The sequence below is a fragment of the Lentisalinibacter salinarum genome (assembly GCF_040706555.1).
In the GTDB taxonomy this organism is placed as follows: Bacteria; Pseudomonadota; Gammaproteobacteria; order Steroidobacterales; family Woeseiaceae; genus Lentisalinibacter; species Lentisalinibacter salinarum.
On the sequence record NZ_JAPDRH010000003.1, the window covers coordinates 913,133 to 928,255 of the forward strand.

General features: G+C 67.2%; 11 protein-coding genes. 5 read left to right on the forward strand and 6 right to left on the reverse strand.

What is annotated here, in order from left to right:
* Positions 1 to 77 precede the first annotated feature (77 nt).
* Positions 78 to 1,550 (reverse strand): WS/DGAT/MGAT family O-acyltransferase, encoded by a 1,473-nt coding sequence (locus tag ACJMKZ_RS14740; protein WP_405233962.1) that lies wholly within the window; start codon positions 1,548 to 1,550, stop codon positions 78 to 80.
* A 176-nt stretch (positions 1,551 to 1,726) separates the two neighbouring features.
* On the opposite strand from ACJMKZ_RS14740, the gene ACJMKZ_RS14745 reads away from it, so the two are divergent.
* The 3 genes from ACJMKZ_RS14745 (at position 1,727) to ACJMKZ_RS14755 (ending at position 5,760) form a co-directional block, all read left to right on the forward strand.
* Complete coding sequence (locus tag ACJMKZ_RS14745; protein ID WP_405233963.1) at positions 1,727 to 3,289, forward strand: 4-hydroxyphenylacetate 3-hydroxylase family protein; 1,563 nt, start codon at positions 1,727 to 1,729, stop codon at positions 3,287 to 3,289.
* A 25-nt stretch (positions 3,290 to 3,314) separates the two neighbouring features.
* Positions 3,315 to 5,189, forward strand: coding sequence for a Na+/H+ antiporter NhaC family protein (locus tag ACJMKZ_RS14750; RefSeq protein ID WP_405233964.1), 1,875 nt, complete (start codon positions 3,315 to 3,317; stop codon positions 5,187 to 5,189).
* A gap of 151 nt (positions 5,190 to 5,340) precedes the next feature.
* Complete coding sequence (locus tag ACJMKZ_RS14755; protein ID WP_405233965.1) at positions 5,341 to 5,760, forward strand: NfeD family protein; 420 nt, start codon at positions 5,341 to 5,343, stop codon at positions 5,758 to 5,760.
* A 23-nt stretch (positions 5,761 to 5,783) separates the two neighbouring features.
* Here ACJMKZ_RS14755 and ACJMKZ_RS14760 read toward each other — a convergent pair whose 3' ends face one another.
* Positions 5,784 to 6,689: a glycoside hydrolase family 17 protein gene (locus tag ACJMKZ_RS14760; RefSeq protein WP_405233966.1), complete on the reverse strand. Its 906-nt coding sequence runs from the start codon at positions 6,687 to 6,689 to the stop codon at positions 5,784 to 5,786.
* A gap of 317 nt (positions 6,690 to 7,006) precedes the next feature.
* On the opposite strand from ACJMKZ_RS14760, the gene ACJMKZ_RS14765 reads away from it, so the two are divergent.
* On the forward strand, positions 7,007 to 7,765 hold the full coding sequence (locus tag ACJMKZ_RS14765; protein ID WP_405233967.1) for a hypothetical protein: 759 nt from the start codon (positions 7,007 to 7,009) through the stop codon (positions 7,763 to 7,765).
* Here ACJMKZ_RS14765 and ACJMKZ_RS14770 read toward each other — a convergent pair.
* From ACJMKZ_RS14770 to ACJMKZ_RS14785, 4 genes are all read right to left on the reverse strand, one after another.
* A complete protein-coding gene (locus tag ACJMKZ_RS14770; protein ID WP_405233968.1) occupies positions 7,762 to 8,604 on the reverse strand; it encodes a hypothetical protein in 843 nt (280 codons plus the stop codon). The two genes, ACJMKZ_RS14765 and ACJMKZ_RS14770, sit on opposite strands and share 4 nt — an antisense overlap.
* Positions 8,605 to 8,684: 80 nt before the next feature.
* On the reverse strand, positions 8,685 to 10,448 hold the full coding sequence (locus ACJMKZ_RS14775; RefSeq protein ID WP_405233969.1) for an SDR family oxidoreductase: 1,764 nt from the start codon (positions 10,446 to 10,448) through the stop codon (positions 8,685 to 8,687).
* A gap of 18 nt (positions 10,449 to 10,466) precedes the next feature.
* Positions 10,467 to 11,420, reverse strand: coding sequence for a bile acid:sodium symporter family protein (locus tag ACJMKZ_RS14780; RefSeq protein WP_405233970.1), 954 nt, complete (start codon positions 11,418 to 11,420; stop codon positions 10,467 to 10,469).
* 17 nt (positions 11,421 to 11,437) lie between these two features.
* Positions 11,438 to 13,222 carry a thiamine pyrophosphate-binding protein gene (locus tag ACJMKZ_RS14785; RefSeq protein WP_405233971.1) on the reverse strand — a complete coding sequence of 595 codons (1,785 nt, stop codon included), beginning with the start codon at positions 13,220 to 13,222 and terminating at the stop codon, positions 11,438 to 11,440.
* A gap of 251 nt (positions 13,223 to 13,473) precedes the next feature.
* Here ACJMKZ_RS14785 and ipdC point away from each other — a divergent pair, with 251 nt between their 5' ends.
* The gene (gene ipdC / locus ACJMKZ_RS14790) at positions 13,474 to 15,084 is read left to right on the forward strand and encodes an indolepyruvate/phenylpyruvate decarboxylase (protein ID WP_405233972.1); all 1,611 of its coding nucleotides are present in this window, start codon (positions 13,474 to 13,476) and stop codon (positions 15,082 to 15,084) included.
* Positions 15,085 to 15,123: the final 39 nt, after the last annotated feature.

Here is a 15,123-nt window from a genome sequence, read left to right on the forward strand (position 1 = left end):
TGCGCGGGATGCTCAGTTGGCCCGGGCTACCCCCGCAGGGCGGCCAGGAAAGAAGGGAATCGGGCCTGAAGGCCCTCCTACGAAGGCGTCGCTTTCTTCTTCCGCTTCTTTTTCTTCTTCGGCGCCGGTGGGGCCTCCGCGGCGGCCTTCAGCTCGCCCAGCGACTGGCGCAGGCATTCCACGAAGAAATCGATGTCCGGCAGGATGTGGCGGGTTGAGGTCACGTTGAAGGTGATCTCGCCGTTGTAGCTAGGCGTACCGATGAACAGCCCCATGCCGTCCGCCAGCGGCGCCATGCCGAACGAATGCAGGTTCAGGGCGCCGGCCATGTACAGCGGCTGCTGCGGGCCCGGCACGTTGGAGATGAACAGGTTGCAGACCCGCTGCGCGGCGCCGGCACGCAGCACGAGGCGGCCGGCCAGCGCCTGGGTGGCGGCCGGGATGTGCCGGGAGATGTCGGTCATGAGCCGGGCGGAAATCCCCGACTTCGCCTCCTTGCTCTGCCGGGTGCCCGCCGTGATGGCGGTGAGACGGGCCAGCGGGTCGGCCACCTGGGTATGCAGGCTCGCGGTCATCGCCGTGATGCGGTTGCCGGAGGCTTCCACATCCACGCCGGTACTCTTGCCCGGGCGCGCGTTGATGGGCACCCAGGCCACCAGCGGGTCCTCGGGCAGCTCACCGTGGTGCTCCAGATAGCGGCGCAGACCGCCGGCGCAGACCGCCATCACCACGTCGTTGATGGTGGCGTTCTCCACCGCCTTTCGGATCTGCTTGAAGTCGTCGAGCGCGAAGATGGCGGCGTCGAACATCTTGTGCGGACCCACCGGCACGTTGAAACGGGTGAACGGCACGCGCTTGCTCGTTCCGTCGTCGCGGCGGAGCGCCTTCTGCGCGAGGCCGGCCAGCGCCGGCACGGAGCGCACCACCGTGTTGGCCAGCTGGAACGGTTCGCGCACGTTGTTCACGACGGCGCGGCCGAACATCTCCCGCGGGGTCGGTTCGGTCGCCGGCTCCTCTTCCCGCTTTGGCACTACCAGCGCGGGCGTGCCGAGCGCATCCACGTCCGACATGGCAGCGTAGAAGCGGATGACGGCGGCGCCGTCCACGGCCGTGTGATGGAGCTTGGTCGCGATGGCGTAGGCGCCCTCGGGAAAGCCTTCTATCCGGTCGAGGCCCTCGATGACGTACATCTCCCAGGGCGGACGCTGCATGGCCAGCGGCCGGGAGTGATAGCGGGCCACGTGGATGCAGAACTGACGCCAGTCCCCCGGCTCCGGCAGCCGCCCGTGGGTGATGTGGTACTCGATGTCGAAGTACTCGTCGTCCACCCAGTAGGGGAAGTCCAGTTCCAGCGGCACGCGCACGAGCCGCCGCCGGAAGATCGGCGAGGTGTGCAGCCGGCTCTCAACGTGGGCGATGATGTCCTTGAAGCGCACCTTGCCGCCCGGCGCGGTCGATGGGTCGAAGACGTGTACGCCCGTGACGTGGGTGAAGTTGTTCGCCGATTCCATGTACAGGAACTGGGCGTCCTGGGGGCTGAGCTGGTGCATGATCGCTACCTGGCGGCTGTGCGGGGATATGCCGCAGTTTACCGCTACGGGGCGCGCATGGCAGCGGGAGATGGCGCCTGGAGGGCCGGCGGGCCTGCATACGGGCCCGATCTGCGGTAACTTTGGGGGTTCGGGCCGCCCCACGGCACCGGACAGGACACACAGAGGTAGATGCCATGAGCAGCGGAGCAGCAGCGGCGTTCACGTCGACCCGCAAACCGATACGCACCGGCCAGGAGTACATCGACAGCCTGCGCGGCCGGAACCTGAAGGTCTGGCTGTTCGGCGAACTGGTGGAAGAACCCGTCGACCACCCGATCATCCGGCCCTCCGTCAACGCCGTGGCCCGCACCTACGACCTCGCCGTCGAGAACCCGGAGCTGGCCACCGCCCTCTCACCCTTCACCGGCGAGCGGGTGAACCGCTTCCTGCATGTGGCGCAGTCCGCCGAAGACGTGGTAATGCAGAACAAGATGCAGCGCCGCCTCGGCCAGCTGACCGGCACCTGCTTCCAGCGCTGCGTGGGCATGGACGCATTGAACTCACTGCATTCGGTCACCTACGAGATCGACGAGAAGCACGGCACGGACTACCACGCACGTTTCACCGGATTCGTGGCCGAGGCGCAGCGTGACGGCGTGGTGATCGGCGGCGCCATGACCGACGTGAAGGGCGACCGCAGCCTGCCTCCGCACAAGCAGGCGGATCCGGACCTCTTTGTCCACGTCACCCGTCGCACCGACGACGGCGTATACATCACCGGCGCGAAGGCCCACCAGACCGGCTGCCTGAACTCCCACTGGCTGATCGTCATGCCGACCATGCGTCTCGGCGAGGGCGACGAGGACTACGCCATCGTCGGCGCCATCCCGGTGGAGGCCGAGGGCATCACCTACATCTACGGCCGCCAGTCCTGCGACACCCGCGCCATGGAAGGCAGCGACATCGACACGGGCAACAACGAGTACGGCGGCCAGGAGGCGATGGTCATCTTCGACGACGTCTTCATCCCCTGGGACCGCGTCTTCATGCACGGCGAGTACGAGTACGCGGCGATGCTGGTGGAGCGCTTCACCTGTTATCACCGCAGGAGCTACGTGTGCAAGTCCGGCGTGGGCGACGTGCTGATAGGTGCCGCGGCCACCGTGGCCGAGTACAACGGCGCGGACAAGGCCTCCCACATCAAGGACAAGCTCACCGAGATGACCCATCTCAACGAGACCATTTACTCGACGGGCATCGCCGCGAGCTACCAGTCTCACAAGCTGAAATCCGGCGCGTGGATCTGCGACGACATGATCGCCAACGTGTGCAAGCACCATGTGACGAAGATGCCGTACGAGATCGGACGTCTGGCCCAGGACCTCGCCGGCGGGCTCGTGGTCACACTGCCCTCTCAGAAGGACTTCGAGAGCCCGGAGATCGGCGCCCTGCTGGAGAAGTACCTGAAAGGCCGCGCGGACATCCCCACCGAGAACCGCATGCGCATTCTCAGGCTGATCGAGAACATGACCATGGGGCGCAACGCCGTCGGCTATCTCACCGAATCCATGCACGGCGCGGGCTCGCCTCAGGCCCAGCGCATCCAGATCGCCCGGGCCGCCCAGATGGACTTCAGGAAGGCGCTGGCGAAGGAGCTGGCAGGCATCGAGGAGACGGACCGCGAGGAGATCCTGGAGACGTTCACGGACTACTTCGCGCGGGTATTCGCGACGGCGGAACCGAAGGCAAAGGCATAGCGCCGGCGCGGCTGCCCCGCACCCGATGTCCGAAGAGCGCAAGCCGATACGAAAGCGCGAGTCCGAGGACAATGGCAGCGAGCCGATCGCCTCCATCGAGGAGTCCGGCACCGGCACGGCCGACCAGCCCGACATCGTCGCCGCCACCGCCCGGTGGCTGGTCCCCCTGATCCGCCCGGCCGTGCTGGTGGTGCTGGCCGGCCTCGGCGCGGGACTCTGGGTCTCTGCCAACATCGACCGACAGTGGGTCGAGCAGAAGGTCACCTATAACGTCTACGAGAACGACGCCGGCCGCCGGGTGTACGTGGAGCGGGGCCGGGAGAAGCGCGTGCTCGACGTCGTGCCGTACGAGGAGTCGCCGCTGCGCCAGGCGGCACTCGACGAGCTGGAGGGTGAACCGCCGCTGGAGGAACAGTGGGTCGTGGAAACGGTCCCCACCGACAGCGGCGGCGAGAAGCGCTATTCCCTGCTGGAGCCCACCTATCACTTCGGTCCGTGGTCGCTGCTGCCGGCAGCCATCGCCATCGCGCTCTGTCTCCTCACCCGCGAGGCGCTGACCGCACTGTTCGCCGGCGTCGTCACCGGCGCGTTCATGCTCGGGCAGTTCGACATCACCAACGCGGTACTGCTGCCGAGCCTCGCCAGCGAGAGCGCCGCCGCCATCCTGCTGCTATATCTCTGGCTCGTCGGCGGCCTGATGGGCATCTGGTCGCGCACGGGCGCGGCGCAGGCCTTCGCGGAATTCATGACGAGGCATTTCGTGAAGGGCCCCCGCTCGGCAAAGCTCGTCTCCTGGCTGATGGGCGTCATCTTCTTCCAGGGCGGCACCATCAGCGTGGTGCTGGTGGGCACCATCGTCAAGCCAGTGGCCGACAAGGAACGGGTGAGCCACGAGGAACTGGCCTATATCGTCGACTCCACCGCCTCGCCCATCGCGTCCGTGCTGGCGTTCAATGCCTGGCCCACCTACGTGCAGGCGTTCATCTTCATCCCCGGCGTCGCCTTCCTGGCCACCGAGGACGAACGCATCAGCTTCTTCTTCCAGAGCGTGCCGTTCAGCTTCTACGGCATCCTGGCGGTGCTGGGGACACTGCTGCTCTCGCTCGGCATCACCCGCTTCGCCGGCCCGGGCATACGGGCCGCCCGCAGACGCGCGCGGGAGACCGGCGAGCTGGACGCCCCCGGCGCCATCCCCATGAGCGCGAAGGAGTTGCACACGAGCCACGTGCCGCCCGGCTACCGGCCCCAGGTGGCCGAATTCTTCGTGCCGCTGGCGCTGCTGATCGCCATCGCCGTCGGCACCTTCGTGGCCATGGGCACGCCGCGGGTGAACTGGGCCTTCGGCGCGGCGCTGCTGCTGTCGGTGCTGGTGGCACTGTTCAAGGGCATGCACCTCGGCCAGGTCATCGAAGGCATCGGCGACGGGCTGAAGGGCGTGGTACTCGCCTCGGTCATCCTGATGCTGGCGGTCACTATCGGCGGCATCAGCCAGGAGATCGGCGCCGGCACCTACCTGGTGCAGCAGCTCGGCGAACGCATCCCGTACTGGGCGCTGCCGGTGGCGCTGCAGCTCATGACCATGATCATCGCCTTCTCCACCGGCACCAGCTGGGGCACCTATGCCATTGCCTTCCCGCTGGCCATGCCGCTCGCGTGGACCGTGGGCCAGGTGCAGGGGGTCGCAAACCCGGAGATCTACCTCTCGATCTGCTTCGCCACCGTGCTAAACGGCAGCGTCTACGGCGACCAGTGCTCGCCGATCTCGGACACCACCATCCTCTCCGCCATGACCACCGGCTGCGACCTCATGGACCACGTGAAGACCCAGATCGTGCCGGCTAGCTACGCGGCCGGCCTCGCAGCCCTGCTCTGGACCCTGGCCGCCTACACCGTCGCCTGATCCCGTCGTGCTTCGCCCTGGTCACTGGCTCACCGAGAGTCGCATCGAACGCTTGAACGGCTAGCCGGCGCGCTCCAGGATCACGAATCGGAATATCCTCCACTGTCGATGACCAACCGACTCGAAGGACAGCGACTATGACGGCATCACTGTGAAGCGCTACTCCTTTATGTGGTGGCTGGTCATCCTTCCTACCTCGGTAACGGTAGGCGGGACCTCCATCCTGCTTGCCAGCCTCCTTACGGACTGGGGCATCTTCACGATCCTTGCCGTCGCGGCGGTCGCAACCGCTCTCGCAGACCTGGCGATAGCCGCCTGGATGGAGTCCATCGCACCCACACGAATCCACATCGGCCCGGGCGAAAAGCGCCTGGTGTCCGATCTGCCTTCCGAGAAGGCCGTCGTCGTTGGCGGTTTCGATTCGGAGCCGCACGGCCACGTATCGATACGCGGGGAGACGTGGCGAGCGGTCCGCGCGCCCGGCGACACCGGAGCCCTCACCGCGGGGATGACCGTGCACGTGATCGACCGCGAAGGCCTCACGCTGATCGTGTCCGCCTTGCCCGGCTAGCGGCCAGGCTGACTTTCTTCAGGCTACTGCAGGACCTGCTTCGGCGTCCGGTCGCTGTAGTAGAGTCCCCAGTGCTTCTCGGCCTTGTCCATGGGATTCGCCCCGTCGAACCCGCCCTTCCACTTCTCGTCGAATGACGTGAAGTAGAAGGAGGTGATCCTGTTACGGTCCACCCACGGATCGTACTGGTTGAAGAAGATCTCCTGCTCGGGCTCGCCCGCTTTACCGATCAATCCGCCTTCGTGGCTGCCGTCGCCGTAGACCCGGCTCGTCGGCCAGCCGGTCTCGCAATAGGCGATCTGATGGTCCGGATGACGGCCCTGTATGTCGCGGTAGATCGACTCCGTCCATTCCATCGCGACGTCCAGCGGCTTGTCGTTCCAGAACGCATAGGCATGCAGGCAGATGAAGTCCAGTTCGTCGGCGACGCGGCGCGCGTGGGGCTTGTTCCAGAAGTTGTAGTCGTCCGCCACGGTCACCGGTTGCCGGACGGCCGCACGCACCTGCCTGATCTTTTCGATGACACCGTCGATGTCGTCTATCCGGTGGTACGACCAGTCGACGAATATCTCGTTGCCGACGTTGACGGCGATGATGATGTCGCTGAAGCGATTCGCGTACTCGATCGCGAGCCTCACCTGCTCGTCGTTCTCCTGCTCGGTCTTGTGGGCGTCCAGCCAGATGCCCTGCATCACCCGGATCGGCAGGTCGTGCTCCTCGATCACCTCCAGGATGTTCCGCGCCTGCTCATCCGCGCCGTAGAGACGGATCAGGTTCCACCGTGGCGCGAGAATCGTCAGGTCTTCGAGTATATGCGCTTTCGACGTCAGCGCCTCTCCGGGCGCTTCGCCGTCCCGGTAGGCACCGTACGAGATTCCGTTGCCGATCCATTTGCCGTCGAGCATCGGTTCGAAGGGGCGTTTGGTCACAACGTTACGCTCCGCGCCGTCAATGCCCGATTCTGGTGTGGACGACCCGCAAGCCGCCAGCGCCAGAGCCGCGGCAACCGGTACCCAGAAGTTCCGATATCTCATGAACCCAGTCCTTTGTCATTCTTGTGTCGCTGCATAACTTACTACACGGACGCGCTCCGTTCCTTCCTTCCCGCGCATTTCACAAATCCACGATTGCCAGGCCGCGGAATCCGCTCTAGCGTGGAATCGGGAGAGGAATGGCAGGGAAGCCATGACGTCGCGAGGACAAGACCGTGACAGACTACATCAGGAAAAGCATCAGAAAGGGCCAGATGGCCGAGTCACAGGCTGACGTAGCGCTGCATCCCGAAGGGCGCCGCCACACAGGTGAGCTGCGCCACGGCGAGTGGATCCGCCAGGCCGAGTCGCAGCTGAAATCGAGACGATTCACGAATCCGCTGTTCGCACTCGTGGTCGTATTCGCGTTTCTGTTCGGAGGGTCGCTGTATCTGTTCGAGAACCTGCCGGTCATGGCGGGCGATCCGATGTACGCGATCAAGATCACCGTGGCCAGCTTCTTCGCGGTGAGCCTCGGCTTTATCCTCTCGGTGTGGTGGAACGCCACCTCCCGCTTCGATGCGAAGCTGCGGGAGGCCGAGAGGATCGACCGTGAGTACCGCGAACTGCTGATCGGTTTCTCGGACAGCCTGTTCGACATCATCAACGCGCTGAACACGCTGGCGACGAAGCCGCCGAAGCCGTTCGTGGTCGCCACGGAGTTCCTGCTCGGCGAGTACATCCACCTGCTGCAGAGCCAGCTGCAGCGCTACGGTGACTACATCGCAGGACTGGGCTTCGACGCGACGGGCTTCCTCGACGAGAAGATCCGCATCTTCGAGGGCATCCGCGAGCGGGCCAGCCTGTCCATCAAGGGCATGCCGAAGGAGATCGAGTCGCTGTTCGTCGACAGCCTGAACCTTCAGACCGAGAAGCTGATCGACCCGCAGGCGCGGCGTCAGAAGAGCCTGCAGGAGACGCTCGCGGACCTCGGCACGGCCGAGAAGGGACCGGAACTCAAGCGCGCCGGCTAGCGCCGGACCCGGCCCACCAGTTCCACCGTCGTGCCTTTCTCCGACACGGCGGTGGCGCTGCCCGTAATGCGGAAGGCGGTATGCCCGGCCGCATCGCTCAGCACCAGCACGCGCCCCGTGGCCGCCCGGTTCGCGGTCGGCAGGTCGACGAATTCGACCGGATCGGTCGCCGCCGCGGCGCCGGCGAGTGCCAGAGTGTCGGTCAGCTCCGACCAGATGCCCGCCGGTAACTCGCGCAGCGACAGCCCTGCCTGCGCAGGCCGAACGCGGATCGTGACATCGATCGGCTCCACCGTGACCCACGTCAGGCGGGAGATGCCCGCCGCCTGGACCGCGCCGGCGCCGATGCGACGCAGGACGGCATCTGACGCTTCCAGCTTTCGGCCGAACGCCTCGCCGGCAGCCCGCTCGGGCGGTAATTCGGGTTCGCCCACGGCGATCTCGAGGGTGGCGGTGCTGCGGCGTCTCTCCCGGTCCGTGAGCGTTACCAGGAAGAGGTATTCGCCGTCCGCCTTCAGCCGCTGGTTGATGTAGGGGGTGAAATCCAGCGTGACGTCGTAGGCCTGCAGCGGACGGCTCTCCAGACCGAACAGCGGGAACAGGGAGCGATCCGGCGTGGTGGCCAGATCGGCCTCGAACTCACCCTGCCTGACTACCAGGGAAGCGATCCGTGCCGGCGCCTCCGCCCGCAGGCGCACCGGCGGGAATGCGCCGGGCTCACCGCGCTGGACGCTCGTGATGGCGAAACCCTGCGCGGTGAGGCGGGGTGGGTCGGCGGCTATCGCGGGCTTGGTCAGTGGCAGGCAGAACAGAAAGTAGAAGAGTAAGCGGAGCTTCATGGCTGGCTGGTCTCGTTCCTTGTTCGCGGCGGAAGATCGGGGCTGAAGGTCGGGGCTGAAGGTCGGGGCTGAAGCCCCTCCTACATCTTTTTCTCCCGCAGGCGGCGGGTCATGCCGCGGGCGTAGAGGCGCGGCGTGAGTCTGGCCATGTAGTACGACAGTCGCCCCAGGAAGCTGAGCACGACGATGTCCCTGCCCTTCTTCGCGCCGCGGACGATGGCATCCGCCACGTCGTCGGGTTCGGCCAGGCGGCCGATCATGGTGCGTTTCGTGCCGGCCGGATTGCCGTCGCCGCCCATGGCCCGCTGCTCGAAGGGGCTGCGCACGAAGTTCGGGCAGGCCATCATCACCCGCACGCCGTCCGCTGCGATCTCGCAGCGCAGCGACTCGAAGAAACCGTGCAGCGCGTGTTTGCTCGCCGCATAACCGGTACGCCCGTATAGCGGCGCGACGCCGGCGATGCTGCTGGTGACGACGATCAGGCCCTTCGTCGTCTTCAGATACTCCAGCGCGGCCTTCGTGCAGTTCACGCTGCCGAAGAAGTTCACCTCCATCACCTTGCGGTACACGTCGAGTTCCGTCTCCTCGAACAGGCTGCGGTGGACGGTGCCCGCATTGTTCACCAGCACGTCGAGACGCCCGTAGTGATCCACCACAGCCCGCACCGCCCGCTGGCAGGCCGCGTAATCGGTCACGTCGCACTCGGCGGTCATGACGTCGGCGCCCGTCACGCGCAGCCCTTCGGCGGCCTGCTCGAGCGGTTCGGGTTCGAAATCGAGCAGGGCGATGCGGGCGCCCTCCAGCGTCCAGCGCCGGGCCAGCGCGCGGCCGATGCCGCCGGCGCCGCCCGTAATGGCGACGACAGGGCGGTAATCGGCGTCGCCGGCGAGGCTCTTGTCGTCCGGCTCGTCCCGATCCTCCAGCCAGATACGGAAGGCCGCCGCCGAGGAGATGGGCGTGTAGCCGAACTCGCTCTTCAGCCGCTCGTTGGAGAGCACCGGGCGGTAGCGCAGGAAGTCCACCGTCTCCGGGCCGTTCACGGTCTTGCCGAGGTGTTTGGCGAGGCCGAGCCCGGCAGCCAGCAGGCTGGCGGGCACGGGTACGTAGGGCTTGCGCAGGGCCTTCGCGATGGCTTTCGCGGTGAGAGCGCCGTCGCCGGCGACGTTGTAGACGCCGGTCTGCTCGCCGAGCGCCGCCTGCAGGAGAATGGCCACCAGGTCCCGGTCCCAGACGAACACGAACGGTGCATCCGTGCCCACGATGCCGGGCACCACCGGCCCCTCGAAGATCTCGGTGACCGGGCTGCTGGTGCCCTTGCCGATGACCGTGCCCGGCCTGAGCAGCACCTGGGCGAGTTCCGGATGCGTGACCCGGTATTCGGCCAGTATCCGCTCCACCTCGCTCTTGTTGCGGCTGTACTCGAACGCGGGATGACCGCGGGCCGGTGCCTCCTCGGTCATCCAGCGGGGATTGTCGGGGCTGTAGCCGTAGGCGGCCCCGCTGGTAGTGACCACGACGCGCCCCACGCCCGATTCCACGCAGGCCTCCAGCAGCCGGCGGGTGCCGATGACGTCCACCCGGCGGGCGAGGTCCGGCGGCGCGTCCGGCGGCGGCTTCAGGATGCTGGCGAGATGGATCACGGTGTCGATCTCGTGCTCTTCGAGCAAGGGCCTGATATCTGCGCTGGCGATGTCGCCGCTAACAGTTACCACCCCTGCCGGCGCCTCCGCCTCGCGGATGTCGTAGGCGACCACCGTGCCCACGTCGTCGCGGCCGACCAGCTCGGCAATGGTGAGCCCGCCGATGTAGCCTGCCGCGCCGGTCACGAAGATGTTCCTCGGCATGGATGTCTCCCGTGTCTGTCAGTCGGGCAATGCCCGTCCGGGGCCGTCGCCGGAATTGTCACCGGAATGGTCGCCAGGCTCGCGCCGCGACCAGAGAGCGGCCAGGGTCAGCCCGCCGACGATGTGCCAGCTGCCCCACCAGGCAGCGACAATCGCCATGCCGCCCAGCCCCGCGAAGAAGGTGAAGATCAGCGCGAGCCCCAGGCCGCTGTTCTGGATGCCCACCTCGATGGTCACGGCGCGGCGGTCCCGCGCCGAGAGACCTGTGAGCCGGCCGGCGGTGTAACCCAGCGCCAGAGCGAGGGCATTGTGCGCCGCGACGATCCCCAGCACCGGCAGTATAGCGAGAGTGAGGTACTCCCGATCGCGCCAGAACGCCAGCACGATGAAGCCCAGGAAGAACAGGCCGCCTGCCACCCGCAGCGGTCGGCGCATGCGGGCGGCGAACTCGGGATAGCGGGAGCCGGTCCACATGCCGGCGAGCAGCGGCAGCGCCAGAATCAGGAGGATGGTGATCACCATGATCACCGGGTCCACGGCGATGTCTGCGAGCAGCCGCCGCGTATCCGGATCGAGTGCGGCCCAGAAGGTGAGGTTGAACGGCGTCATGAACATGGCTGCCGTGCTGGTCACGGCCGTCATGCTCACCGAGAGTGCCGCATTACCCTTCGCGAGCCATACCAGGAAGTTGGAGACGTTGCCGCCCGGGCAGGCCGCGATCAGCATCATGCCCAGCGCCACGCTGGGGATGGGGTCGATGAGCTGCACCAGCAGGAAGGTGGCGGGCGGCAGCAGCAGGAGCTGGGTGGCGATGCCCACCAGCGGGCCGCGGGGCGCCTTCGCCACCGCCCGGAAATCCGACAGGCGCAGATCCAGCGCCACCCCGAACATCAGCAGCGCCAGGATGATGTTGAGCGCGAGCAGGCTGGCCGGCTCGAAATCCAGCCTGATGGCGTCGAGGGCGGGATCCACGCGGGCGGCTCAGCCGCTCAGCCCACCGGCTCCCCGTGCATCTCCTTGAACTCGGTCAGCCCTGGCGCCATCAGGTGAGCCATCGGGTCCACGTCCACGTGGATCACGGCCGGCCGGCCGGACTCCTTCGTACTCCGGAGCACGCCCTCCAGCTCCGCCGGGTCGGCCACGCGTTCGCCGATGGCGCCCATGGCCTTGGCCACCTCGTCGAAGCGGGTCTCCTCGAAATCGGTATTGATCGTGGAGTCGGCGTCGATGCCCATGGCCTGGCGCAGCTGGCCGATGCCCACCGTCTGGGTGAGCTTCACCATGCCCCACTGCTTGTCGCAGAGCACCACGTACACCAGCGGCAGCTTCTCCCGCACCGCGGTCTCGACCTCCTGCATATGCATGGCCATGGCGCCGTCGCCGATGATGCAGACCACCGGTCGGTCCGGGCAGGCGGTCTTCACGCCGAGCGCCTGGCCGACGCCGGCACCGAGCATGCCGAACTTGAAGGTGGAGTAGATCGCATCCGGCCTGGCGTTGCGGTAATAGTGCGCGCACCAAACGGCCGTGTTGCCGCCGTCGATCACCAGCATGCCATCGTCGCCGAACACCTCGCGGGCCTTGGCCGGCACGTGGGCGGGATGCAAGGGCGACTTGTCCGAGGCGAGCACGGCGTCCAGCCCGGCACGGATCTTCGCGCGGGCCTCGGCGAGTTCCGCGATTGCCTGCCCGCGCGCGGTGATCAGACGATCGGCCACTGGCTCGCGCTCGAGTTCGGCGCGCAGCGCCTGCAGGAATACCTTCACGTCGCCCACGATGCCCAGGTCCACGGGGCGGTTGCGGCCGATGATGTCCGGGTCGATGTCCACCTGGATGGTGCGCTTGGGCACCTCCGGGTTCGAGCCGCCCCAGAAGCGGCCGCGGCCCCACCAGTCGGTCTCGCCGACCCGGGAGCCCAGGATCAGGAACAGGTCGCTGCGGCCGCGTGCCTCGCGGGCCACGTCCAGGGTGCTGTTGGGGATGGCGAGCGGGCTGGATTCGTCCAGCGCGCCGCGGGCGCCCCAGCTGACGGTAACGGGCGCCTGCAGCGCTTCGGCTACAGTCTGCAGCTCGGCGGCCGCGTCCGCATGCACGATACCCGTGCCGCCGTGGAGCATCGGCAGCTGCGCCTCGCGCAGCATGTCCGCCGCCGCGCGCACCTGATCGGGATCGGCCGCCAGCGGCGTCACCGGCCGGTAGCTGGCCGGCTCGCGCAGGAAGTCGGCGGGATACTCCGCCGGCCCGTTCATCAGGTTCTCGGGCACGTCCAGATGGACGACGCCGGGACGCCCGATCCACGACATGCGGAACGCCTCCCGCGCCAGTTCCGGCAGCCGGTCCGGCGTGGCCACCGCGCCCGACCACTTGCTCATGGGGGCCGTCGTGCCGACCTGGTCGAAGTACTGGAACGTGCCGCCCCGGTCCGGGTAGGCGAGACCGGTGCGCCTGCAGCTCGTGATCAGCAGGACCCGATTGCCCTCGCCCTGCTCCACGGCCACGCCGGGCAGGATGTTGGCGACACCGGGACCGTTGCTGGCCATGCAGACGCCGAGCTTGCCGGTGGCGCGGGCATAGGCCCCGGCCATGTGTGCGGCGGTGGACTCATGCCGCGGCGAGACCAGACGGATACCGTACTTCTGGAACGCCGTGTAGAAGCCGAGATAGGTGCCGTCCACGATACCGAAGATCGTGTCGATGCCCTCCTTCGCCAGCATGGCGGCGAGCACCTCGCCGCCGATCATCTGTTTCGTCGCGGGTGATGCTGCGTCGTTCATTTTGTCCCCCTCGATGTTGCCGCAGGAGGGCCTTCAGGCCCGATCGTCTTTCGGATCGGGCCTGAAGGCGGTATCGGGCCTGAAGGCCCTCCTACCTTTTTCTCGGCGAACCCTAACCGAGACCGGCGGGCGCTGCCAGTCGTGGTTTACGCAATATCGCGTGTCGCGGACGCCGGCGTCCATTACCTATTTACAGCCCGCCGCTGCGCCTTCTAGCGTGTCGTATTCCCACTGCGGACCACGAGGACGCGATGAACCTGGCGGAAGCACTGCTCCATGCGCTTAAGGATCGGGGCGCAGGCGAGATATTCGGCATCCCGGGCGACTTCGCACTGCCATTCTTCAAGGTGATCGCGGAGTCCGGCATCCTGCCCTACTACACGCTCAGCCACGAGCCCGCCGTCGGCTTCGCGGCGGATGCGGCAGCGCGCTACCGCAGCGGGCTCGGCGTGGCCGCCGTGACCTACGGCGCCGGCGCGCTGAACATGGTGAATGCGGTCGCCGGCGCCTATGCCGAGAAGTCGCCGCTGGTGGTCGTCTCCGGCGCACCCGGCGTCGCCGAAGGGCGGCGCGGGCTGCTCGTCCATCATCAGGCGAAGACGCTCGGTTCCCAGCACCGCATATACCAGGAGATCACCTGCGACCAGGCCGTGCTGGACGACCCGGCGACGGCACCAGCGCTCATCGATCGGGTGCTGCGGAACTGCCTGGAACAATCGCGGCCGGTTTACATCGAACTGCCTCGGGACCGCGTGCACATGCCGACGGATGCGGTACCGTCGGCCAGGGCCACCGCATTCGATGCCGGGGCGGTGTCTGCCTGCGCGGCGGAGGTCATGCAGCGGCTCAGGGCGGCGGCACGGCCGGTCATGCTGATCGGGGTGGAAATCCGCCGCTACGGCCTAGAGGACCGGGTGGCGCGACTGGCGCGGCGGCTGGGGATACCGGTGGCCACGACGTTCATGGGGCGGGGTCTGCTGGCCGACGCCCGCGCGCCGCTGATCGGCACCTACCTCGGGCTGGCGGGCGATCCCGCCATCGGCGAAGCGGTGGAGAACTCCGACGCGCTGCTCGCACTCGGCGTCATCCTGTGCGACACGAACTTCGGCGTCTCGGCGCGGCGCATCGACAACCGCAACGCCATAGCGGCGACCGACCGACACGTGCGCCTCGGCTACCACGTCTACGAGGACATCCCCCTCGCCGCGCTCATCGACGAGCTGCTGGCGGCCGTAGAGCCGCTCGGCGAAGATCGCGAGCCGTATCGTCACGCTTACGCAACGGGTATGCCGGCCGACGACGAAGCCATCTCCCCCGACGATATCAGCTGCGCGGTCAACGACCTCTTCGCCCGCCACGAGCCCCTGCCGCTGGCCGCAGACACCGGAGACTGCCTGTTCACGGCCATGGAGATGGCCAATACGGAACTCGCAGCGCCGGGCTATTACGCGGGCATGGGCTTCGGCGTACCGGCCGGGCTCGGCCTGCAGGCGGCGAGCGGCCGCCGGCCGCTGATACTGGTGGGTGACGGCGCCTTCCAGATGACCGGCTGGGAACTCGGCAACTGCCGCCGCTACGGCTGGGACCCCATCGTGCTCGTGTTCAACAATGCCTCCTGGGAGATGCTCGCCACCTTCCAGCCCGAGACGCCATACAACCGGTTGGACGACTGGCATTTCGCCGACATGGCTGCGCCGCTGGGCGGCCGTGGCACGCGCGTGAACACGCGCGCCGAACTGGCTACGGCGCTGGAGGCCGCCTACGCCCGGCGCGGCACGTTCGAACTCATCGAGATCATGATCCCGCGCGGCAGAATCTCGAAGACCCTCGCCCGCTTCGTGGAAGCCTTCGGGCAACGCTGACCGTAGGAGGGCCTTCAGGCCCGATTGCCGAACAGGTCG

Excerpts from the sequence above, each read along its gene's own strand:
- ACJMKZ_RS14740 (WP_405233962.1), bottom strand. The coding sequence starts at position 1,550 with ATGCACCAGCTCAGCCCCCAGGACGCCCAGTTCCTGTACATGGAATCG.
- ACJMKZ_RS14765 (WP_405233967.1), top strand. The coding sequence starts at position 7,007 with ATGGCCGAGTCACAGGCTGACGTAGCGCTGCATCCCGAAGGGCGCCGC.
- ACJMKZ_RS14745 (WP_405233963.1), top strand. The coding sequence starts at position 1,727 with ATGAGCAGCGGAGCAGCAGCGGCGTTCACGTCGACCCGCAAACCGATA.
- ipdC (WP_405233972.1), top strand. The coding sequence starts at position 13,474 with ATGAACCTGGCGGAAGCACTGCTCCATGCGCTTAAGGATCGGGGCGCA.
- ACJMKZ_RS14775 (WP_405233969.1), bottom strand. The coding sequence starts at position 10,448 with ATGCCGAGGAACATCTTCGTGACCGGCGCGGCAGGCTACATCGGCGGG.
- ACJMKZ_RS14770 (WP_405233968.1), bottom strand. The coding sequence starts at position 8,604 with ATGAAGCTCCGCTTACTCTTCTACTTTCTGTTCTGCCTGCCACTGACC.
- ACJMKZ_RS14785 (WP_405233971.1), bottom strand. The coding sequence starts at position 13,222 with ATGAACGACGCAGCATCACCCGCGACGAAACAGATGATCGGCGGCGAG.
- ACJMKZ_RS14750 (WP_405233964.1), top strand. The coding sequence starts at position 3,315 with ATGTCCGAAGAGCGCAAGCCGATACGAAAGCGCGAGTCCGAGGACAAT.